The sequence below is a fragment of the Saprospira grandis DSM 2844 genome, assembly GCF_000275825.1.
GTDB lineage: Bacteria > Bacteroidota > Bacteroidia > Chitinophagales > Saprospiraceae > Saprospira > Saprospira grandis_A.
The window spans coordinates 2524343-2546013 of sequence record NZ_JH719942.1; the positions used below are offsets into that span (position 1 = coordinate 2524343).

Below are 21671 nucleotides of genomic sequence, written 5' to 3' on the forward strand. Positions count from 1 at the left end.
AGCGATAATTTATAGGCTTAAAACAGGTTGTCAGTGGAGAGAATTACCGATACAATCTTTTTTTGACGAAGTTCTAATTTGCTGGCAAACAGTATATTACTACTTCAATAGCTGGTCCGAGTCTGGTATTTGGCAAAAAGTGTGGATCCAATTTCTAGCCCATGAAAAATCTTGTTTAGATTTATCTAGTATACAGCTTGACGGAAGTCATACCCCAGCGAAAAGAGGGGGCGAAGCTGTGGGTTATCAGGGCCGAAAAAAGTCCAAAACCACAAATGCTCTCTTTCTCACAGATAAAAATGGGCTGCCAATCGCTATGTCTCCGCCTTTTGCGGGAAACCATAATGATTTGTTTGAAATCGAGAGTCATTTCCAAAAAATGCTTGCCGATCTGCAGCTTTCAGACATCTCTCCTGATGGTTTATTTATGAATGCTGATGCAGGGTTTGATAGCAAAAAACTTAGAGAAAACTGCCAAAAAATGGGCATTATCCCTAATATTGACCACAACAAAAGAAATAGAAAAAAAGCTTATTATCAAGATATTATAGATGAGGAACTTTACAAAGAACGCTTTTCTGTTGAGCGAACTAACGCATGGATTGACGCATTCAAAATTTTACTCATTCGTTTTGAAAGAAAAGCCGACAACTGGGCGAGTCTACACTATTTAGCCTTTATACTTATTTTCCTAAAACGAAATTTTTAAACAAACTCAGGGTAAAGATTCTAGTTGGGCTAAGGTAGAGCCCGGCATTTTGTGTAATTTAGCTAGGGTAGGGGAGCCATTTTTTTTGGGGCTTCCCCTCCCTGCGGTCGGGTCGGGCTGTGTCGCAGCTCGCTGTTCGCTCGGCCCTGCAGTTTTTTTCGCTTCGCTTCAAAAAACTTGGGTCTGGCCCTGCGGGCCACTGCTTTCCATCCCTAAGCCAAGGCGCTTCGCGCCTTTCTGGACCAATTAGCGGCCAAAGCCGCCCCGCCCCGAGCTCCCCAAAAAGATGAGCGGCCTACTGATGCGTAGGGGTGGCCGAAGGCCAGACCCAGGCGGCAAAGCCGCCGCAGGGCCGAGCAGACCTGCGAGCCCCGAAGCGTAAGGGCGGGCCAAAGGCCCGCAGGCCCCAAATCAAAAATACATTAGTCTACTTTAAAATTATAGAAAATGCGGTATTATCTAGCTTTACTATGGTGTTGCGCTAGTTTTTGGCAGCTTTCGGCCCAGGCAGACAGCAGTGCGGCCCGCACAGCCGAGGAAGGCGCCCTCAAGTTGGGCCTCAAAAACTTTGATGATGGCCCCCGACAAGGGCGGGCCGTTCGCCTTACCTTTTATAATGTCGAAAATCTTTTTGATACAGAAAATGACCCCAAAAAACGAGATGATGAGTTTACGCCAAGGGGCCTGAAGGGCTGGAGTTATTTCCGTTATAAACAGAAATTGAGCAATATTTATAAGGTCTTGACGGCCCTGGGGGGCTGGGGTGGCCCGCCCGAAATGGTGGGCTTTTGCGAGCTAGAAAACCGAAAAGTACTGGAAGATCTGCTTCGTTTGACCCCTTTGCAGAAATTCCGTTATAAAATTGTGCATGAAGAATCGCCTGATCGGAGGGGAATTGATGTGGGTTTTATTTATCGCTCCGACAAATTTGAGGTTTTGCATCATGAGCCTATTCGGGTGGTTTTTCCCTTTGATACGGCGGTCAAAACTCGGGATGTCCTTTATGTTTGCGGCAAAGTATTGGGGAGCAAAGACAGTCTGCACATTTTTGTCAATCATTGGCCTTCTCGAAGAGGGGGGCAGGCGGCCAGCGAGCCCAAGCGGGTTTTTGTGGCGGGCTTGGTTCGGGCCAAAATTGACTCTATTTACAAGGCGAGCCCGGCGGCCAAGATAGCCGTTATGGGAGATTTTAACGATGAGGCCGAAAATATTTCATTGACCGAAGTCTTGCGTGCTGTGCCCGAAAAAGAAGAATTGGGGCCGGGCGATATGTATAATTATATGCATGCACTTTCTAAGAATTGGCAATTGGGCTCGCATAAATTTAGGGGGCATTGGGGCACCTTAGACCATATGGTCCTGTCTACGCCTTTGGTTCAGGAAAGCCGAAAAGGGCGTTTGCGGGCTAGCCCTTTGGGGGCACAAATTTTTTCTGCTCGTTTTTTACTAGAAGAAGATCGGGCGTATATGGGCTTGCAGCCTTTTCGGACCTATGGCGGGCCCAAGTTTTTGGGTGGATTTAGCGATCATTTGCCTATTTATGTGGACCTAATCTATGAGTAGGCCTTTTTTTTGTAGGGAACGTATAAAAAAACGAAAAGATGAAAAACTTCTTATTATTTTCTTTGAGCATGTTGTTGAGTCTAGGGCTTTCTGCACAAATTGATGAGGCTTTATTGGGTCATTTTAAAGATTTGTCGGGCAGTTTAGAGGCCGAGCAACTAGAAAAAATCTGTAGCCAATCGGCGCAGGCCTTGCCTGCTTCAGAGGTGGCCAAATTGGGTTTGGGTTATATTCCTGCGGGGACCAATTATTTTCCTTTGGGTAAAATTGCCTTAAAAAAGGGTTGGGTATTGCTTTATGCCAGTAAAAAAGAGGCTGGAAAAATGATTACCGTAGATGCAGTTTCCTTTAAGAAAAAGGGCGCTAAAGTAGAGAGCTTGAGTTATCTTTTGCAAGTAGGCGAAGACTTTGGCCAAAACTTAGGGGGGCGTTTATCCTATAAAAACGAGCTTTTGCACTTCGAGCAAGAGTCGGTAGACAGCAAAACGGGCAAGCGTAGCGTTAAGACGAGCATCTACCAAAAAGACAAAAACCGTTTGGACTTTAAGGAGCGTTTTTAGCGAAGGCTTCATTTTGGGCCAGAAAAAGCTCCTGCGAGATTCTCGCAGGAGCTTTTTGTTTTGCGGGGCTGTCTTGTCCTGATATACTGATACAACAAAATCAGAAGATAGATGGAAAATAAAGAAGGTCAGTATGTTAAGCGGACACAAAAAGATTATACCTTAGCTTTTAAGCTCCAAGTTGTGTCGGAAGTAGAAAATGGAGAGATTGGCTTAAAGGCCGCTCAACGCAAGTATGGGATACAAGGAGACAGAACAATTCGGACATGGATCGAGAAACATGGCCAATATGATAAAAGCTATAAATTAAGAAGTATGAAGAAGAGTCCAGAACAAGAATTGATGGCGTTGCGTCAGCAATTGAAGCTTTTAGAGAAGAAAAATCGTCGCTTGGAAAAGGAGCTAAATCAGGCAGATAAGAAGGCCTTGTTTTTTGATATGATGATAGATATAGCGGAAGAAGAATTTGAAATTCCAATCAGAAAAAAGTCTTTACCCGAACAGTTGATAAATTCCAAAAAGAAGAAAAAATAAGCTTAAGTAGCTTATGTCGATTGGTCGGGATAAATCGTCAAAAGTATTATAGATCGAAGGCAAAAGTTAGATCTAATCAGGGTTTGGCAGAAAAAGTAGTTGCCTTAGTTCAAGAAGTACGGAACAAAATGCCTCGCTTAGGCGGCCGCAAATTGTATCATTTACTTCAAGCTGAGTTGAAGGCTCTAGGAGTAGGCCGAGATAAATTTTTTACTATTTTGCGGGCCAATAATCTGCTGGTTCGACCTCGAAAGAACTATCATACAACGACAAATTCCTTCCACCACTACAGAAAACATAAGAACAAAATAGCTGATTTGAAAATTTATCGACCAGAGCAAGTCTGGGTTTCAGATATTACTTACATTGGAACGAGAGAAAATCCGATGTATTTAGCCTTGGTCACAGACGCTTATTCTAAGCAAATAATGGGTTATGATGTCTCTAACAGCTTAAGCAGCATTGGCTCTATTCGAGCCTTGAAACAGGCTGCAAAGCGTCGTCAATATCCTAATGAAGAGCTGATTCATCATTCTGACCGGGGCATTCAATACTGCTCAAATGATTATCAGCAACTGCTCAAAAAACTAGGCATAAGTTGTTCTATGACAGAGTCTTACGATCCTTATGCAAATGCCGTAGCAGAGCGAATAAATGGAATATTAAAGCAAGAGTTTATTGCAGATTTTTTCCATTTAGGGCTAGATGCGATGAAGAAAATAGTGGCTCAAAGTATTGATATTTACAACCAAGCGCGACCACATTGGTCTTGTCAATTTATGCCGCCTGCTGAAATGCACCAACAACAAGAGCTCGAATATAAGAGCTATAAAAAGAAAACAACTCTAGCCCAAGATCATCTTAAGCCAGAGTTGTTAAATTGACAACAAGTTATTTCCGTAAGATTTTTTGACCTTTTTGAAGGAGGTCAAAATCTTCCAGAATAACTTTTTACCCGTATTTAATCAGAATTTTATTGCTTTAAATTCTGTATCAGTTTTTCAGGACGGGACAGGCCCTAAGAAAAGGGCATTATTTTAAAAATTCTTGGATGGCAGACTGTAACGAATGCAGTTTGGGGTAGTTAAGACTATAGAGAATCTGTTTTCCTTCTCGGACATAACTGACTAGCTCTGCTTGGCGGAGAATGCGCAAATGCTGAGAGGTAATTGATTGCTCGAGTTCTAAAGCATTGTAAATACTATTCACATTAGTGCCCGGATGTTGGTCAATATAAGAGAGAATATCTAGACGAAGGGCATGGGCCAAGGCCCGAATAGTTTGGTTTGCTTTTGCTAAACTGTCTAAGTTGAAGGGGTTCATATTTTCATTGAGAAAGGTAGATGCGGCCATAGTGATGGTGGTTTTTTGAAGAGTGGACAAACATTTATTGGAGGCCAAGAAGTAGTGCTTTGACAGCTTCTAGTTGTTCTTGATGAATGTGGTAATGAATAAACTTACCTTCTCTTTCGGCCATAACAATATTGGCTTTTCTAAGAATCGCCAAATGCTGAGAGGCCACAGATTGTTCAATTCTTAGCTTAACGTAGAGCTGGGTGACCGTCATTTGGCCCTTGGCCAAAAGCAGCTGAACAATTCTTTGTCTAAGCTGATGATTAAGGGCACGAAGATCTAAAACAATTTTGCGCAGGTCTTTAAACTGAAACTGAATCGCAGTTTCCTCATCAGAAAAATGATAACTTTTGTTGACTGGTGTAGGCATAGCAGTTTGTTTTGTGAGGGGGGGAATGGTCGTGGAGTTCTGCTGCTGAAAATGCAACAGCATTTTCTATATGTACAAATTTAAGATATTGTTTAAATGTTCAAAATAAAAAGGGTTGATTTTTAGCTTTTTGCAATAAGAAGCCTTATTTATTAACATTTTGTCAATGGTTTTTAACATTTAGATAAAAAAAGAGCAGAACTACATTTTGTAGTTCTGCTCTAGCTTTAGGCAGTAACCTATATATGTGACAGTAGTTATTCTGCCTCTTCGGCTTCTACTTCTTCTACTACTTCTTCTTCTGTAGCGGCTTCTTCATTTTGCTCGAAGCGAGCTTTGTAGATTTCGTCAAATTTGGCGGCATCTACAGTTTCTTCGGCCTTACCAAAGAGGGGGAAGAGGGCCTCAAATACTTTTTCTTCTTGTACTTGCTCTCCAAACTGACGAACAGTAGCCTCATCCTTCATCAAGTTCTCGATTTGGCTGTCCATGATGGGGTGGTAAGGAGGAATCTGGAAGTTGTACTGACGAGCGATGGCCATACGGACAGCATGCTCTATTTCTTCTTTGCTTACTTCTACATTGTGCTCGCTAGTGAGTTGATCAATGATCAAAGACCAACGTAGACGGCGCATAAAGCTAGCAAAGTTCTCATCATTTACTTCTTCTTGCTTTTCTTCACGGCTTTCTTCTAGCCATTTGCGCAAGAACTTCTCAGGAAGGTCAAAGTTGTTTTTCTCCATCAACTCCTCATAAACATAGCGGAAGAAGATGCTTTTGGCGGGGGTCGCAAACTGTCCGCTAACCATTTCAGCAAATTTGGCCTTAAATTCTTCTTCTGTTTTGATCTCATCCTCAGGGAAAAGCTCAGCAAAGAATTCTTCATTCAATTCGCGAGGAATCTGACGCTTTACTTTGAGTACTTCAACTGTTACTTCTACGTCTTCCTCTTCTGTTTCTACTTCGGGGAAAAACATACCCATACGACGCTCAGCCGTGAGGGCGGTATCCAAATCAGACAATTTGCAAACGATGCTTCCAGCTACCTCAATGGCTTTGAGTTGAGCTTGTACGTCAGCAGTGGCTTTGTCCATAGCGACCATAGTCGACTCATTGGTCCAAGCTCCCTCATTGTTAGCTACTACCTTGATTTCCAAAAGATCGTTGTCCTGGATATCCGTAGCATCTTCACTGAGGTCTTGGCTACGCTGCTTGCGCTGTGCCTCGATCTCTTCAGCTAGCTCTGTTTCACTCATTTCTACTGTGTAGAAAGGAAAAGCAGTCGCTTCGCTAATGCCTGCAATCTCTTGCTTGGGCATATAAGCAATCTCGATATCTAGTTGTACATCTACAGGCTTGTTGATGTTGGTCTCTAGGCTATTCTGAGGCATGGGGTTACCCAATACCTTGAGTTCTTTTTCTTGGATGAAAGCACGTACTTCTTGGTCCAAAAGCTTGTTTACCTCATCCCAAAGGATTTCGTTCCCAAACTTCTTACGCAATAAACCCATAGGGGCTTTACCGGGGCGGAAACCGGGCTGCTGAAAGTTTTTTCGAGCTTCCTTTAGCTTCTTATCTACCAAGCTCATGTATTCATTCTTGGCAATCTGCAGGTGCAGCACTACGGTCTGCTCCTCCTCATTAAACGTATGCGTTGCAACTGGCATCGTGTCTAGTCTTTAATAACTTAATAATCAAATCTTAATTTTAGGGATTTTCCCCAAAAGTGGCCCAAAGATACTGAAGTTGTCTTAATTCTAGGCATAGATTTAAGGCCGATCTTTGGTTTTGTACAAAAAAAAAGCGCAAATCCCATCAGAATTTGCACTTTCTAAATTGGTGCGGATGGAGGGACTCGAACCCACACACCTTGCGGCACTAGATCCTAAGTCTAGCGTGTCTACCAATTTCACCACATCCGCTTATCATTTTCGACGTTGCAAATATAAGGCGGCTTTTTGGATCTCGCAAATCTTTTTTCATTTTTAGCCGCTTTTTTATGCTTGTAATTTTTAATTGCTTGCTAACTTGTTTTTTATCAGCTGTTTAGCAGCCTTAAATTTTTTTATTTTTTTTGGGGCCCGCGGCCAGCTTTGCTGGCCGCCGCTATGCTGCGGGGCTCACTGTTCGTTCGGCCCTTCGCTTTTTCGCTTTGCTCAAAAGCTCGGTCTGGCCTTCGGCCACCCCTCCGCAGCGCTGGGCCGCTCCACTTTTTTTGTTGCTTCAAATCTTTAGGCTTCGGCCTTTTGGCCCTCCCTTTTAAGCGGTATTCGTCGCTGCGCTCCTCATTCGCCAATATGTCCCCGCCCACCCACCCCTCTGCGGGATTCCCTAAGGAATCCCTCGGGGAGGCGGGCAATAAGCTAGCTGCAAATTTGGCCCAAGTTCAACGCCTAAGGGTTAAACATACAGCTAAAAAGGGCCGAAGGCCCGCAGGCTATAGCCAGATTTAAACACACTCACTTTTACAGTTTGCAGCAATTTCCCGCTAGTCGGCTCTATTTTTCTCGGCCATAGCGAAGGCTATGCCCTTAAAAAATAGCTGGCCTAGCCAAAAATTCATAGCAAAGATGGCCAAAGCAGCGCGATTAAATCTGGCTGAGGGGCTGTAGCAGGGCCGCCAAAGGCGGCAGACCGAGGCGCTTTGCGCCGAAGGGCCGAGCAGACCTGCGAGCTGCGCAATGGCCCGACCCGAAGGCCCAAAGGGCCGTAGGGGCAGCCCCAAATCCTCCTCCTAAGACAACTTACTGTAATTGCTAGCAGGAGCCCCTTCTTCATGCTTAGCCTCTAGAATCTCAAAAACATTCTTGCGAATAGTATGGGCGATATCGCCAGTAGGTAGGTCGTTGCAATCCTGGCCAAAAGGGTCTTGAATCTCCGCCGCCATCAGCTCGAGGCCCAAAAAAGCAAAGAGAATTAGCATCAGCACGGGCAGGCCCCAAAAACCAAAACTAGGCAAAATCACAAAGGGCAAAATCAGGGCATAGCAAACAATAAAGAGCCGCAGAAAAATCTCATAAGAAAAGGGAATGGGCGTTTTCTTGATGCGTTCGCAGGCCCCCAAAACATCTAGCAGGGCTTGGGTGTGTGGCTTAAAATTGAGCTGGTCTAGCTCACGGATTTCGCCACGGCGATAGGCCTGCACCAGCAACTGCTGAATTTGGGCCGAAATATAGGCCGGCAAATGCTGCTGCGCTGCATACAACTGCCGATCTCTAGCACTCAATTCAATCAGCTCCTCCAAACGCACCCCCTCCCGCAAATGCTCCTTGAAGGCCAGACAAAAATTGCTGATCAGCAGGGCCAAACGATGGCGAAGGGCCTTATTCTCTTCGGGAAAGCAAACCTGCCCCACAATGGCCAAATTTCTACTGTGATTGACCAAGGCCCCCCATTGCTTGCGGCCCTCCCACCAACGGTCATAGGCCGTATTGGTCCGAAAAACCAAAAGAATGCTCAAAACCACCCCCAAAAAGGAGAAAATGCTGCTCAGTCCGTCTAATTTTAGATATTTGGACCAATCCGCCCAGAGGAATAGGGCCGCCAAAGCCGCCACCGCCAAACCATAAAAAAAGACATAGCTTAGCAGCCGTCGAATGACCACTGTGCGATTAAAATGGCGAATGTCTCTGAAGAAAGAGCCCGAAGGCTTGTAGATAATCATAATTTAGAGGCTTAGTTGTTCTATCGGCATCGTTCTTCCGCCGCAAATAATGGCCACAATATCTTTTGCAGCTTGAATTTCGGGCCAGTCTTGGACCAAGGCCGCTCGGACCAAGCCGCAGGCAGGCTCGGTCAAATGTCCCGTTTCGGCCAAGAGTTGCTTCACTCCCTCAAGGGCCTGCTCATCAGGCAAAACTCGACTATACACTTGGGGCGATTGGGCCGCCTCCCAAGCCGCTTGAGCCACTTTTTTAGCCCCCAAACTACTGGCGATGCCCTCAATTTTAGCCAACTCAATTTGTCGACCCGCAGCCAGAGATTGATGTAAGGAGGCCGTACCTTCCGTCTCTAAACATAATACTTTTGTAGACCAATTCTGCCGCGCCAAGCCCTGCATCACTCCCTTAAAAAGGCCTCCACCTCCTACAGATAGCAAAATGAGATCGGGCGGCTGCGGCAATTGCTCGGCCAATTCTTTGACCAAGCTGCTATGGCCTTCCCAAAGCATCGGATGATCGAAGGGGGGAATATAGGCCGCTTGGGGCGCCTGGGCTAGTTCTAGGGCCAATGTTTGGGCCTCGGCCCAGCTTTCGCCAGAGCGGTAGACCTTAGCGCCAAGGTCAAGCAGCAACTGCTCTACAAAAAGCGAGCTGCTTCGGGGCAAAACCACCTCGGCCTTGAGCTGCAAGGCTTGGGCCGCATAGGCCACCGCCAAACCCGCATTTCCGCCAGAGGCAATGACTAAAGACAAAACGCCTTGGGCCTTCAGCTGCTCGGCATAATGGCCAATGCCCCGAATTTTAAAGGAGCCCGAAGGCTGCTGGCAGTCTAGTTTGTAGTAAATGTTTTGTCTCCTCCGCTGAGATAAACCCCACTGTTTTCTGCAGGCCGTTTTTTGATATAATGGCATGATCTGGTTTTTATTGGGCCTTAATTTAAGGAAGTGATTCCACTTGAAGAAAGATAAAAAAGTAGGCAAATAACTCCAGAGCCTATTTTTTCTCGTATTTTAAAAGTCGCTTAGCCCCAAAAAACTTAAAATATACGCCCTTGTCTATAAAAATACTATCCACACATAAGGCCCTGCCGCCTTACTCTAGATCTACAGCCGATATTTTACCCTATATCGATCTTTGGCTGCAGGCCAAGGGCCAAGATGAACGCTTTCGCCGAAAGGTGGAGCGTATTTTTCGCTATGCGCAGGTAGACCACCGCTATTCTATTATGGATATCGAAGAGGTGTTTGAGCAAACTTCTTTTGAAGAAAAAAATGCCCGCTATGCCAAGGAATATACTCTACTGACGCAGCAAGCTGTAGAAGGGGCCCTCAAAAAGGCCAATTTACAGCCTACCGATATCGATATTATCATTAGTGTGAGCTGTACGGGCATTATGATTCCCTCTATAGATGCTTACTTGATTAATGCGCTGAGAATGCGCCAAGATATTATGCGTTTGCCCGTAACGGAAATGGGCTGCGCGGGAGGAACCTCTGCCTTGATTTATGCCTACAATCTGCTTTTGGCCAATCCGGGCAAGCGGGCGGCTATTGTTGCTTTTGAGTCGCCTACGGCTACCTTTCAGCAGGATGATATGAGCATGGTCAATATGGTCAGTGCCGCCATCTTTGGCGATGGGGCGGTTTGTACCATTCTGGGCCCCTCTGAGGAACTAAAACCCGCCATCATTGCGGGAGAGATGTATCATTTTTATGACGAAATTGATATGATGGGCTTCAAGTTGCGCAATACGGGCCTCCAAATGATTTTGGACAAGGAAGTGCCCAATAAAATTGAGCGACATTTTAAGTCGGTCCTTTTCCCTTTTATTGAAAAAAATGGCTTGACGATCGAAGAGATTGAGCATTTGATTTTTCATCCCGGCGGCAAAAAGATTGTACAGATGGTAGAGGGCCTTTTTGCCGATTTGGGCAAAAATATCGAGGAGACTAAGGAGGTCTTGCGCCTTTATGGCAATATGTCTTCAGCCACGGTGCTCTATGTGCTCGAACGCTATCTAGAAAAGGAGATTGCCGCAGGCGAAAAGGGCCTGATGCTTAGCTTTGGCCCGGGCTTTTCGGCCCAGCGCCTATTATTAAATTGGGAGTAGGCTTTGCCCCAGAAAATTAGTAAACCCATGTATAAGGAAAAAGAACTTTGGGGCCTCATTTTAGGGGGCTCTTCTGGACTGGGTTGGGCTGCCGCCCAAGTACTGGCCAAAAAAGGCATGTCGCTTTGTATTTATTATCGAGAAAGGCGAGCCGATGCCCGAGAGGCCCAGGCTCGTTTTCAGGCCTTGGCCCTAGAAACGGGCGTAAGCATTTTGCATTATAATGTGGATGCTACGCAGAAGGAGCAAATTGCCCGCTCTTTGGCCGAGCTCTCGGACCGCCTGCCTGCTCAGGCTCGCTTTCGGCTGCTCTTGCATAGTGTTGCCAAGGGCAATCTCAAGGCTTTTTTAGGGCAGAATAATTTGACGAGCACCGATTTTCAGCTCACGGCCCAAAATATGGCTTATAGTATCGTCGATTGGGCGCAGGGATTAATTGGTCTAGGCCGCTTTGCCGAAGATGCCCGAATTTTGGGCCTCAGTAGTGGGGGTAACCAAAGAGCTTGGTCCCATTATGCGGCTGTATCTGCCGCCAAAACGGCCCTAGAGGCCATTATCCGTTCTATGGCCCTAGAGTATGCGCCCCTAGGCATCCGAGCCAATATTGTACAGGCGGGCATGATGAATACTCGCTCTTTTCAACTGATTCCAGGCAGCGATGATTTGGCCCAATTTGCCAAAAGCCGAAACCCCTTGGGCCGAATGACTAAGGCCGAAGATGTGGCCAAAGTTATCGAGCTGCTTTGCCGAGCAGAATCCACCTGGATTAATGGCGCTATTATTCCCGTAGATGGGGGAGAACGATTGATTTAAGAACAGATGAAAGAAAACTATCAAGATATTTTGGCCTTGCTTCCCTATGGCCCCAATTTCTGCTTTGTAGATGAGTTGTTGGAGCTAAATGAGGAGGGCGTTATTGGCCAATACCGCTTTGCAGCGGATGCCCCTTTTTATGCGGATCATTTTCCCGAAGACCCCATTACGCCTGGTGTGCTGCTCTTGGAGTGCATGGCCCAAATTGGCCTAGTTTGTCTGGGCATTTATTTATTGAAAGAGGAGCTGCAGGAGGTCCCCAAAATTGCTTTTAGTAGCTCTAAGGTGAATTTCTACCAGCTCCATCGCCCTGGAGAGCTGCTGCGGGTAGAGGCTAAAAAGAAATTATTTCGTCTCCAACAGCTTCGAGTGACGGCCTCGGCCTATAATGAGGCTGGCGATTTGGTTGCTAAGGCCGAACTAGCGGGAATGTGGACCAAAAAAAATAGCCATGATGCAGGAAAATAGAGTTGTGATTACGGGTTTGGGGGTAGTGGCTCCCAATGCCTTGGGAAGGGCCAATTTTTTGGCCGCTTTGCAGTCGGGAAAATCGGGAATTAGCTATCGCTCAGATTTGGAGGAGCTGCAGTTTGCTTGTCGAGTCGCAGGCTGCCCTCCATTGACCGAAGAGTACATTAATAGCTTTTTGACGCCCTTGCAAAGGCGATATATTCAGGGCTCTGGCCTTTTGTATGGTTGTTTGGCGGGCCTAGAGGCTTGGCAGGATGCCGCCTTGCCAATTTCCGAAAAGAAAGAGGAGCCCGATTGGGAGTCGGGCTGCATTTTTGGCGGCGGGCAGTCTAGTATTGAGGTGGTTCGAGAGGGAATTTATAAGGTGGATGCGGGCAAGGTCCGCCGCATTGGCTCTTCTTTGATTCAACAGACGATGGAGAGCAGCATCAGCGCTTATTTGGGTGGCTTTTTGGGCCTTGGCAATCAGTTGAGTTCTAATTCGGCGGCTTGCAGCACGGGCAGCGAGGCCATATTAATGGGCTATGATCGCATTCGGTTGGGACGAGCGGAGCGGATGCTGGTCGGCAGCTGCAACAGTTCTGGTCCATATATTTGGGCGGGTTTTGACTCTATGCGGGTGCTTTGCCGCAAGTTTAATGACCGCCCGGAGCAGGCTTCTCGCCCAATGAGCGAGCGGGCGGCAGGTTTTGTGCCCGGCAGTGGCGCTGGCGCATTGGTTTTAGAGAGTTTGGCCTCGGCTCAAGCCCGTGGCGCGCGCATTTATGCCGAGCTAAAAGGGGGACATTTAAATGCGGGCGGTCAGCGTCAGGGGGGCAGCATGACGGCTCCCAATATCAAGGCGATTGAGCGCTGTATTCGCTTGGCTTTGGCCGATGCGGGCATTTCTGCGCAGGAGCTAGACGCTATTTCGGGCCATCTGACGGCCACTATGGGCGATCCTGCCGAAATTGGGGCTTGGCTGCGGGCTTTGGGCCGTTCTGCCGATGATTTTCCTAAGATTAATAGCCTGAAATCCTTGATTGGTCATTGTTTATCGGCGGCGGGAGCCATTGAGTCGGTGGCGGTGGTTTTGCAATTGGTCCATGGCTTTTTGCACCCCAGCAAAAATGCCGAAGATCTTCATCCCGAAATTGCGGCCCAGATTTCTGCCGCCTGTATTCCCCTACAAACAGAGGCCGCCAATTTGCGCTATATGGCCAAGGCGAGTTTTGGCTTTGGGGATGTGAATAGTTGTTTGCTTTTTGCCCGTTGGGAGGGGGAGTAGTTTCTTTTTTTGGGGCTGCCCCTTCGGCCCTTTGGGCCTTCGGGTCGGGCTGTGTCGCAGCTCGCAGGTCTGCTCGGCCCTGCGCCGCCAAAGGCGGCTGGGTCTGGCCCTTTGGGCCCCTGCTATCCATCCCTCAGCCGCGGGCCTTCGGCCCTTTTTAGCTGTAGGTGAAAACCTATAGCAAGAGCGGTATTGCTTCGCAATGATTGATGGATGAGGGCTTGGGCAAAGTCTGCAGTTAGTTTGTCGCCCGCCTCCCCGAGGGATTCCTTAGGGAATCCCGCAGAGGGGTGGGTGGGCGGGGACATATTGGCGAATGAGGAGCGCAGCGACGAATACCGCTTAAAAGGGAGGACCAAAAGGCCGAAGCCTAAAGATTTGAAGCAACAAAAAAAGTGGAGCGGCCCAGCGCTGCGCAGGGGTGGCCGCAGGCCAGACCAAAGCCGCCAAAGGCGGCTGCAGGGCCGAACGAAGAGTGAGCCCCGCAGCATAGCGGCGGCCAGCAAAGCTGGCCGCGGGCCCCAAAAAATAATAATAGGCCCACAAAAAAACGCCAGCTTTTGTCGAGCTGGCGTTTTTTATTCCCCTTTTCAATTTGGCCTAAGCCTCCTCAAAAAAGTCTACATGCCCATCAGAAAGGTTGTAGTAGGCCGAAAAGACCTTGAGCTCCCCATTCTGGATTTCATTTTGGATGATGCTGGAGTTGGCGGCTAATTCTTCTGCCGTTAGTTCGGCATTTTTCTTAACCACCTCATTTACATCTTGGCAGTTGGGGCAGGCCGAAAGCGCCGGCTGAATATAATCTAGCAAATGCTTGAGGTTATTACTTTCTGCATCGCCCTCGGCCATGGCGGCCGTAACCGCTCCGCAGCTTTCGTGGCCCATGACCACAATCAAATTGACGTCTAAGTGGGCCACGGCATACTCAATACTGGCTATTGTAGAGGTATTGGCAATATTGCCCGCTACCCGAATAACAAAGAGCTCGCCCAGGCCAGTATCAAAGGCGAGTTCGGGAACTACTCTAGAGTCGGCACAGCTCAAAATAATTGCCCAAGGAGCCTGCCCTTTCGTGAGCTCTTGGCGGCGGTCTAGGGCCTGTTTTTTTCCTTCTGCTTGTTCATTGACAAAGCGGCTGTTTCCGGCTTTCAACTTGGCCAAGGCCGCATCCCATAATAAGTTCTTAGACATCTTGATTTTGTTTTTTAGTGTAATGATTGTAGTTCTTTGAGCCAAAGCGCTTTTGCATGGCCTTAAATTCGGCCACCTCTACTCGGTTCATCCAACGAGCAATATATCCTAAGAGGAGGAAGATGAACAGCAAGTTGACTCCAATCCATTTTGCCTGATTAAAAAAGGAGGCCAAGGACCAAAGCCAAGAGGGAATCCGAGGATAGCGCCAAAGCAACAATATAAAAGATATATTTTCTAAAAGATCAGTGATAGAGATCAAAAAAGGGAAAAAACAGCCCTGGTAAAGACTGCCCAAATAACGGGGAAAAGAGTTTTTGAGCAGAAAAAGCAGCAAGGCCGAAAAAAACAGTCCGTAAGCAAGCGGGTAAATCAAGTCTAGACTAATGTATAAGTAGCTCTGCTCTTGCCGATAAACAGGCCCCAGATGTTCTAAGAGAGGAATAACCTCTTGGGATTTTAGGCCAAACTGAGCATCCAGTAGCTCAATTTCCTCCCCAGAGGCCAATGGCCCCAGCGCAGCCTGCCAATGGGAAATGAGGTACTGAAAACTCAGAAAAAGTAAGAGCAGTAGGGCCGCCAAGGCCCATAGCCTTTTAGGGCGGCTCCAAGGAAGGAGGAAAAAGTAGGCGCGGACCAAGAACTTGACCTTATTTTTCGAGCTATTCATATTGCTTTATTTATTTATAAATTCTCTTCCGTATATTTTCCGCCGACAAACAGAAAATAATTGATTTTTATGCCCAAAATGGGCCACAACAGCTAACAATTTATGCATTTGCTTACCGAGAAAGAACTAAGTTTAACTGCCCTGCATCAGCTTTGGGCCAAACATACCAAAATTGAATTAACGGACTCCCTTTGGACCAATGTAAAGGCTTGCCGCGATTTTCTAGAGGAAAAAGTGGCGAATTCAGAAGACTCTTTTTATGGCATCAATACGGGCTTTGGCTCCCTTTGCGATGTCAAAATTGGCAAAGAGGCCCTAAGCGAACTGCAGCATAATTTAGTCCGCTCTCATGCCTTTGGTACCGGCGATTTGGTGCCCCAAGAGCTGGCCCGCCTCATGCTACTACTCAAAATACAGAATCTGGCCCAAGGGTTTTCTGGCGTCCGCCCTATTTTACTCCAACGCCTCATTGATAGCTATAATGCAGACCTTATTCCCGTCATTTATCAACTCGGTAGCCTAGGCGCCTCTGGCGATTTGGCCCCCCTGGCCCACCTTTCTCTCCCCATTTTGGGCGAGGGAGATGTCTATTTTGAAGGGGAATTCATGTCCTCGGCCCAAGCCCTAGAAAAATTGGGCTGGCAGCCTCTTGCCCTCGAAATGAAGGAGGGCCTAGCCCTGCTCAATGGTACGCAGTTTTCTTTGGCCTATGGCATCTATAGCTACTGGAAGGCCGAAAAACTCAGCCTTTGGGCCGATAGCATCGCCGCAATCTCTATTGATGGATTTGGGGGCCTGCTCACGCCCTTTGATGAACGCCTGCATCTTATTCGCCCCCATAATGGCCAATTGCAAACCGCCAAAAATATTAGAACGCTATTGGCCGATTCTCCCCTGATGAAGGCGGAAAAAGAGGTGGTCCAAGATCCCTATTCTTTCCGCTGTGTGCCTCAGGTGCATGGGGCCAGCAAAGATGCCCTGCAATATGCCAAAAAGGTACTGACTACCGAGCTCAATAGTGTCACCGACAACCCCAATATTTTCCCCGAAACAGATGCCATTCTCTCTGGCGGAAATTTCCACGCCCAACCGCTCGCCCTTACGCTCGATTTTATGGCAATGGCCCTATCCGAACTCGGAAGTATCTCGGAACGCCGCCTTTATCAACTCATTGGCGGAAAAAGAGGCCTGCCCGCTTTCCTTACTCCCAATTCGGGCCTGCACTCTGGCCTGATGATCGGCCAATATACCGCGGCCTCTATCGCTAGCCAAAATAAACAGCTCTGTACCCCCGCTTCTGTAGATTCTCTGGTCTCTTGCAATGGCCAAGAGGACCATGTGAGTATGGCCGCCAACGCAGGCACCAAACTTTATCGCTTGGTCCATAATCTAGAACGCCTTTTGGCTATTGAACTAATGGCGGCTATGCAAAGCCTAGAGTTCAGAACCCTAACTAGCTCTGCTGCTATCGAAAATTGCCGCCAAGCTTTCCGCCAAGTCGTACCCGCCATTGAAGGCGATCGGGTGTTTGCCCAAGATTTAGCCAAGGCTATTGACTTTATTGCCGAAAAAGATAGCCCCCTGGCCCAATTAATCAATAATTAGAGCACTTTTTAGAGGAAAATGACCAAGGATAAGGGCAATTTTTTTGGGCCTCCGCTGCGGCTTCGCCTTGCGGCGCTACGCTTTGGGGCTCGCTGTTCGCTCGGCCCTTCGGCAGCTTCGCCGCCTTGGTCTGGCCTGAGGGCCACCCCGCCGCATCGCTAGGCCTGCGGCCCTTCGGGCCTGCTTACCGCTTTGGTTATTGTTGGTCCGCCTAACTCCTTGCTCGGATAGATTAGCTCCCTGGATTAGATAGAATAGCTAAAAAAATACAGATGCTTTATCGTTGGACGACTATATACTTAATTCTTTTTGCCCTAACGGCTCCAATTGAACAGCCGCTATGGCCTGCCTACTCTAGATTTTGGGCCGAAGCATTTGAGCCCTTTTATCGGGCTTCTGGGGCAGCTTTAGGGATAGATCAGGGCTACTATGTCTTAGCATCGGATAGTACCGGCTTTTATTTGCACCTAGTTGTTTTGGCTGTGGGCGCGACTTTGCTATTGCTTTGGGACAAAAAAAACTGGAGCCAGCAGTTTCAGCCTTATTTGCAATTGGGTATAGCCTATTATTTAGGCATGCAACTGGGGCGTTATGGTCTAGACAAACTGCTCAAACAGCAGTTCTTTTTACCCGAGCCCAACACCTTATATCAGCCTTTGGGCTATATCGAGAAAGATTTAGCTTTTTGGTCGGTTATGGGCAGTTCTTGGAGCTATAGTTTTTGGACCGGTATAGTAGAAATCTTAGCGGCATTAGCATTATTCTACCGTCCTAGTCGAGCATTGGGAGCTTTGTTAGCGGCTGGGGTCATGGGGCAGGTCTTGCTGATTAACATCAGCTTTGACATCAACGTCAAGATATATTCGGCTGGGCTTTTATGGATGGCCTTATATCTTTTTTGGCCCAGATTAAAAGGGCTTTGGGCTTGGTCTAGCGGGCAGGCTTTGGCGGCAAAACAGTCCTTAGGGCCTAGTTTTCGCAAAGGGCAAAAAAGAGTGCTCAAAACAAGCCTCCTCCTATTGATCCTTCTGAATATTGCTTGGCCCTATCGGCATCGGCAGCATTGGAACGACGATTTGGAGCCTAGGCCCCCTTTGCATGGGGCCTATGCCCTAGAAAATGGCCAACAGTTTTATATCCATCGCCGGGGCTACTGGATCATGCAGCAGGGGAGGAGGCAAAAGAGTTATCGCTTGCGCTATTTGCCCAAAGATGGCCTTGCCCTTTATGATTTGCAGAGCGATAGCCTTTGGGCGCGTTTATATTATCGCCAAACTAGTGACCAACTCTTCTTATTTGGAAAATGGGCGGGCCAAGAGGTGTCTTGGCGGGCCAATACCTTAATGTACAGGGAACTACCGCTTTTGCAGCCCGCCCAACATTGGCGGGTAGAAGATTGGCGGGAATAAAAAAGGCCCAACTCCAATAAGGAGTTGGGCCTTTGGCTTTGCTTTTGGACCTACTTTTTGGGTAGGGTTTCTGTTTTTTCGCCAAAGTACTGGACAAAGCGCATAAAATCGTTGCTCAGTTGTTGGTTATTGGTGGCCCGATAATAAGTATCGGCTAGGCCGCGTAGGGTTTGGTACATAAAGCGGTCCATTTCATTGACCTGCATCTCGAGGGTCCAGAGGTCAATTTTGAGGGTATCTTTATGAGCTTTATCGAAGAGCGAGATCAGCATGGCCTTGCATTCTTCGGGGCCGTTTTGGCTATCGGAGGCTTCCCATTCAATTTTGATGGGGGTACGATCGGCATTGAGGCCGACAGTCAATTGAATATTATTTTCTTGGACCACTTTGTTGGTATCTTTTCCCATGATTCACTTTTATTTTTGGAGGCCGAAATACTGGCCTTGAAAAACGGCTTGGGCGGGGCCCAACAGCCAAATATTTTTAATTTCTTCTTGGTAATCAAACTCTACGGCTAGTTCTCCGCCTTTGGCGCGGACCTCTATGCGCTGATGGCCTTTTGTTTTTGGGCCATGTTGTAGAAAGTGGGCAATAGCGGCGGCGGTAACGCCGGTGCCGCAGGCCAAAGTTTCATTTTCGACCCCTCTTTCGTAGGTGGCAATTTGGAGTTGTTTAGGGCCGAGGACTTCCACAAAATTGACATTTGCGCCTTTTTCTCCATAGGGAGCGGCATAGCGAATTTTTCGGCCTTCTTGGACCACATCGACGGCTTCGGATTGGGCCACAAACTCAATATGATGAGGAGAGCCTGTATCTAAAAAGCAGTGCGTATCGGTCAGAAGCAAATCCTGATAATCCTGCATTTCTAGGGCGATATAATTGGGGGCTAAGAGCTTTGCATGGTGCAGGCCATCTACGGCCATAAAGCTACAGCTATTTTCAAAGAGGCCCAAATAATGCGCAAAAGCGACCAAAGCCCTTCCGCCATTGCCGCACATACTGCTAGGGGCGCCATCGGCATTAAAATAGACCATCTTAAAGTCTGTAGAAGCATCTGTTTCTAAGAGCATAATGCCATCGGCTCCAATGCCAAACTGCCGATGGCAGATGCGGGAAATTTCTTGGGCCGAAAAAGACAACTGCCCATTTCGGTTGTCAAAGATGACAAAATCATTGCCTGCTGCTTGATATTTATAGAAAGGAATGGCTGACATTTTAAAGCAATGTTAAAGAAGGGTGAAAAAAGAAAGGCCTAGCTAGTTTGCTGTATCTTTTTGATGGTGCAAGCTATTTTGTTCAATATGCCGGGAGGGGGTGGCCTCAAACTGTTGTTTTTTGAGGTCAATTTTACCCGTCCAAACGCCATAGGCGGCAAAGGCAAAAACAGCTAAAAGGAAAGCGAGGCCGAAATAGGTAAACTTCCAGCCCCAAATATTGCCCATATATTCTTTTCTGTTCTTGCCAAAGACTTGGTCTAAGGCTGCTTCTCTCCGCTCTTTGCGGTTCATGCCCTCATAGGGGTTTGGTTTTTTTCTCATAGCTTAATAGGCGTTTTTTATGGGGGTAGGGGAGTCGTTTGGGCTTCAGCAGATTTTAAGAATGGCCGAAGGCCAGATGGCCTAGCGATGTGTAGGGGTGGCCCGCAGGGCCAGACCGAGCCGCTGAAAGCGGCGAAGGGCCGAGCGAGCAGCGAGCCCCGAAACGTAGCGCCCTGAGCCCTCGAGGGTGAAGGGAGGCCCCAAAAAGGTAAAAAAAGACAAATGCAGTAAACTTCTGGCAGTTTTTCTCTTCAAAGCTGCAAAAGTATGAACTTCAGTTAGGATTTTAAAGTTTAAAATCAGATCTTCTAAATCAGCATCTAATCTATATATAGCTTATGAGAAATGGAATTATCCTATTGGCGGTTTCGATATTGAGTTCGGGATTGACCTTAGGGGTTTATAAAACCTGTCTAGAAAAAGAACGTCCCGCCGGCCAAGAAGTGATTGTGCGGGAATTTGTGCCTAAATACCAAGCGACTTATTATAATGATAGCCCTTATGGCAGTCCCTTGACGGATCGGCCCAAGGATTTTAAGGCGGCGGCCAATTTGGCTCGGCCTTCGGTGGTGCATATTCAGTCTAATGGGGGCAATGAGGAGTTATTTGATTTTGGCTCTGGGGCTTCGGGTTCTGGGGTAATTATTAGTAAGGATGGCTATATGCTGACGAACAACCATGTGGTGGAAGGGGCTCGGCAGGTAGAGGTGACCTTGAATGACCGTAGAAAATACAAGGCGAAGGTGATTGGGACCGATCCTTCTACGGATTTGGCCGTGATTAAGGTAGAAGAAGAGGAGTTGGATGGTCGCGAGCTGCCTGTTTTGGGTTTTGCCAATTCGGATCAGCTGCAGGTGGGCGAATGGGTATTGGCTGTGGGCAATCCCTTTAACTTGACCTCTACGGTAACGGCGGGGATTGTGTCGGCTAAGGGCCGTAACATTGATATTTTGGAGGGAACTTATTCTATTGAGTCTTTTATTCAGACCGATGCGGCGGTGAATCCGGGGAATAGTGGTGGCGCTTTGATTGATGCAGAGGGCCGTTTGGTGGGGATTAACACTGCTATTATTACTCGTTCGGGCCGCTATGAGGGCTATTCTTTTGCGGTGCCGGTCAATTTGGCGCGTAAAGTGGCCAAAGATCTGATTGAATATGGAGAGGTCCAGAGAGGATTTTTGGGCGTAACGATTCGAGATGTGAGCAATGAGTTGGCCAAAGAAATGTCGCTTACTTCCTTGGATGGGGTGTATTTGGACCGGGTTAATGCAGGCAGTGCAGCCGAAGAAGGCGGCCTAAAGTCAGGCGATATTATTACGCATGTAAATAATGTAAAGGTGAAGAGTTCGCCAGAACTGCAAGAGCAGGTGGGGCTTTTCCGTCCTGGGCAAGAGGTGGCCATCATTTATTTCCGAGATGGAAAATCTTATGAAACGAAGGTGGAGCTCAAGAATGCCTCTAATGGCAATAGCATTGAGGACAAGCCTCGTTCGGAGCGTTTTAGAAATGAGGAAACCGTATTGCAAGAGCTGGGCATTGATATTCGCCCGCTTAATAGCAAAGAGCGTCGCCGCTTGGATGTAGACAAGGGCCTAATTGTGACGAAAATCCGTTCGGCTAGCCTAATGGAAAGTACCAATATGGACCGCGACTTTATCATTGAGACGGTAAATGGGGAAAAAGTAGAAACTGAAGCAGAATTTATTCAGGCTATTATTCAGGCCGAGGATGAAGTGAAACTAGATGGTTTTTATGAGAACTTTAGTGGCGATTATAGCTACTTGTTTAATAAATAGGCCGCTTAGTTTTAAGCTGTCATAGTTGGCCCAGCCTATTTATAGGCTGG

General features: G+C 47.3%; 20 protein-coding genes, 1 tRNA gene and 1 pseudogene. 11 read left to right on the plus strand and 11 right to left on the minus strand.

Annotated elements, in window-relative coordinates:
* From SAPGRDRAFT_RS11630 to SAPGRDRAFT_RS11655, 4 genes and pseudogenes are all read left to right on the plus strand, one after another.
* Positions 1 to 709, plus strand: a 709-nt coding sequence (locus SAPGRDRAFT_RS11630) for an IS5 family transposase (RefSeq protein WP_002659442.1), incomplete at its 5' end; no start/stop codon positions are given.
* A gap of 447 nt (positions 710 to 1156) precedes the next feature.
* On the plus strand, positions 1157 to 2272 hold the full coding sequence (locus SAPGRDRAFT_RS11640; protein ID WP_002659443.1) for an endonuclease: 1116 nt from the start codon (positions 1157 to 1159) through the stop codon (positions 2270 to 2272).
* Between the two features lie 38 nt (positions 2273 to 2310).
* On the plus strand, positions 2311 to 2832 hold the full coding sequence (locus SAPGRDRAFT_RS11645) for a hypothetical protein (protein ID WP_002659444.1): 522 nt from the start codon (positions 2311 to 2313) through the stop codon (positions 2830 to 2832).
* Positions 2833 to 2943: 111 nt separating this feature from the next.
* Positions 2944 to 4250: pseudogene (locus SAPGRDRAFT_RS11655) on the plus strand (IS3 family transposase).
* A 148-nt stretch (positions 4251 to 4398) separates the two neighbouring features.
* On the opposite strand, the gene SAPGRDRAFT_RS11660 reads toward SAPGRDRAFT_RS11655, so the two are convergent.
* The 6 genes from SAPGRDRAFT_RS11660 to SAPGRDRAFT_RS11695 all read right to left on the minus strand — a co-directional run bounded on the left by SAPGRDRAFT_RS11660 (position 4399) and on the right by SAPGRDRAFT_RS11695 (position 9662).
* The gene (locus SAPGRDRAFT_RS11660) at positions 4399 to 4719 is read right to left on the minus strand and encodes an ArsR/SmtB family transcription factor (protein WP_002659445.1); all 321 of its coding nucleotides are present in this window, start codon (positions 4717 to 4719) and stop codon (positions 4399 to 4401) included.
* A 34-nt stretch (positions 4720 to 4753) separates the two neighbouring features.
* On the minus strand, positions 4754 to 5089 hold the full coding sequence (locus tag SAPGRDRAFT_RS11665; protein WP_002659446.1) for an ArsR/SmtB family transcription factor: 336 nt from the start codon (positions 5087 to 5089) through the stop codon (positions 4754 to 4756).
* A gap of 257 nt (positions 5090 to 5346) precedes the next feature.
* Positions 5347 to 6756, minus strand: coding sequence for a trigger factor (locus SAPGRDRAFT_RS11670; protein WP_002659447.1), 1410 nt, complete (start codon positions 6754 to 6756; stop codon positions 5347 to 5349).
* Between the two features lie 170 nt (positions 6757 to 6926).
* Positions 6927 to 7011 (minus strand) — tRNA-Leu (locus tag SAPGRDRAFT_RS11675).
* An 812-nt stretch (positions 7012 to 7823) separates the two neighbouring features.
* Complete coding sequence (locus tag SAPGRDRAFT_RS11690) at positions 7824 to 8753, minus strand: bestrophin family protein (RefSeq protein ID WP_002659448.1); 930 nt, start codon at positions 8751 to 8753, stop codon at positions 7824 to 7826.
* A gap of 3 nt (positions 8754 to 8756) precedes the next feature.
* Complete coding sequence (locus tag SAPGRDRAFT_RS11695; protein ID WP_002659449.1) at positions 8757 to 9662, minus strand: pyridoxal-phosphate dependent enzyme; 906 nt, start codon at positions 9660 to 9662, stop codon at positions 8757 to 8759.
* Positions 9663 to 9802: 140 nt separating this feature from the next.
* Between SAPGRDRAFT_RS11695 and SAPGRDRAFT_RS11700 the strand changes: the two genes are divergently transcribed.
* The 4 genes from SAPGRDRAFT_RS11700 to SAPGRDRAFT_RS11715 are packed head-to-tail and all read left to right on the plus strand — an operon-like array spanning position 9803 to position 13412.
* Positions 9803 to 10861, plus strand: a complete 1059-nt coding sequence (locus SAPGRDRAFT_RS11700; protein ID WP_002659450.1) for a type III polyketide synthase — start codon at positions 9803 to 9805, stop codon at positions 10859 to 10861.
* A 27-nt stretch (positions 10862 to 10888) separates the two neighbouring features.
* Positions 10889 to 11674, plus strand: a complete 786-nt coding sequence (locus tag SAPGRDRAFT_RS11705) for an enoyl-ACP reductase FabI (RefSeq protein WP_002659451.1) — start codon at positions 10889 to 10891, stop codon at positions 11672 to 11674.
* Between the two features lie 6 nt (positions 11675 to 11680).
* The gene (locus SAPGRDRAFT_RS11710; RefSeq protein WP_002659452.1) at positions 11681 to 12142 is read left to right on the plus strand and encodes a 3-hydroxyacyl-ACP dehydratase FabZ family protein; all 462 of its coding nucleotides are present in this window, start codon (positions 11681 to 11683) and stop codon (positions 12140 to 12142) included.
* Positions 12129 to 13412, plus strand: a complete 1284-nt coding sequence (locus SAPGRDRAFT_RS11715) for a beta-ketoacyl-[acyl-carrier-protein] synthase family protein (RefSeq protein WP_002659453.1) — start codon at positions 12129 to 12131, stop codon at positions 13410 to 13412. Before SAPGRDRAFT_RS11710 ends, SAPGRDRAFT_RS11715 begins: the two co-directional genes overlap by 14 nt.
* Before the next feature lie 600 nt (positions 13413 to 14012).
* On the opposite strand, the gene SAPGRDRAFT_RS11725 is transcribed toward SAPGRDRAFT_RS11715, so the two are convergent.
* Both SAPGRDRAFT_RS11725 and SAPGRDRAFT_RS11730 read right to left on the minus strand, forming a co-directional pair.
* On the minus strand, positions 14013 to 14603 hold the full coding sequence (locus tag SAPGRDRAFT_RS11725) for a carbonic anhydrase (RefSeq protein WP_002659455.1): 591 nt from the start codon (positions 14601 to 14603) through the stop codon (positions 14013 to 14015).
* Entirely contained in the window at positions 14596 to 15273 is a 678-nt protein-coding gene (locus SAPGRDRAFT_RS11730) for a hypothetical protein (protein WP_002659456.1), read from the minus strand. Before SAPGRDRAFT_RS11730 ends, SAPGRDRAFT_RS11725 begins: the two co-directional genes overlap by 8 nt.
* Before the next feature lie 102 nt (positions 15274 to 15375).
* On the opposite strand from SAPGRDRAFT_RS11730, the gene hutH reads away from it, so the two are divergent.
* Positions 15376 to 16878, plus strand: a complete 1503-nt coding sequence (gene hutH / locus SAPGRDRAFT_RS11735; protein ID WP_002659457.1) for a histidine ammonia-lyase — start codon at positions 15376 to 15378, stop codon at positions 16876 to 16878.
* A gap of 272 nt (positions 16879 to 17150) precedes the next feature.
* Positions 17151 to 18287, plus strand: a complete 1137-nt coding sequence (locus tag SAPGRDRAFT_RS11740) for a hypothetical protein (RefSeq protein WP_002659458.1) — start codon at positions 17151 to 17153, stop codon at positions 18285 to 18287.
* 50 nt (positions 18288 to 18337) lie between these two features.
* Here the strand turns inward: SAPGRDRAFT_RS11740 and SAPGRDRAFT_RS11745 are convergent, their stop codons facing one another.
* From SAPGRDRAFT_RS11745 to SAPGRDRAFT_RS11755, 3 genes are read right to left on the minus strand one after another with little or no spacing between them, the layout of a single operon-like run.
* Positions 18338 to 18694, minus strand: a complete 357-nt coding sequence (locus tag SAPGRDRAFT_RS11745) for a gliding motility protein GldC (RefSeq protein WP_002659459.1) — start codon at positions 18692 to 18694, stop codon at positions 18338 to 18340.
* Positions 18695 to 18703: 9 nt separating this feature from the next.
* Entirely contained in the window at positions 18704 to 19501 is a 798-nt protein-coding gene (gene dapF / locus SAPGRDRAFT_RS11750) for a diaminopimelate epimerase (protein ID WP_002659460.1), read from the minus strand.
* A gap of 42 nt (positions 19502 to 19543) precedes the next feature.
* On the minus strand, positions 19544 to 19825 hold the full coding sequence (locus SAPGRDRAFT_RS11755) for a hypothetical protein (RefSeq protein ID WP_002659461.1): 282 nt from the start codon (positions 19823 to 19825) through the stop codon (positions 19544 to 19546).
* Between the two features lie 338 nt (positions 19826 to 20163).
* Here SAPGRDRAFT_RS11755 and SAPGRDRAFT_RS11760 point away from each other — a divergent pair, with 338 nt between their 5' ends.
* The gene (locus SAPGRDRAFT_RS11760; protein WP_002659462.1) at positions 20164 to 21621 is read left to right on the plus strand and encodes a S1C family serine protease; all 1458 of its coding nucleotides are present in this window, start codon (positions 20164 to 20166) and stop codon (positions 21619 to 21621) included.
* Positions 21622 to 21671: the final 50 nt, after the last annotated feature.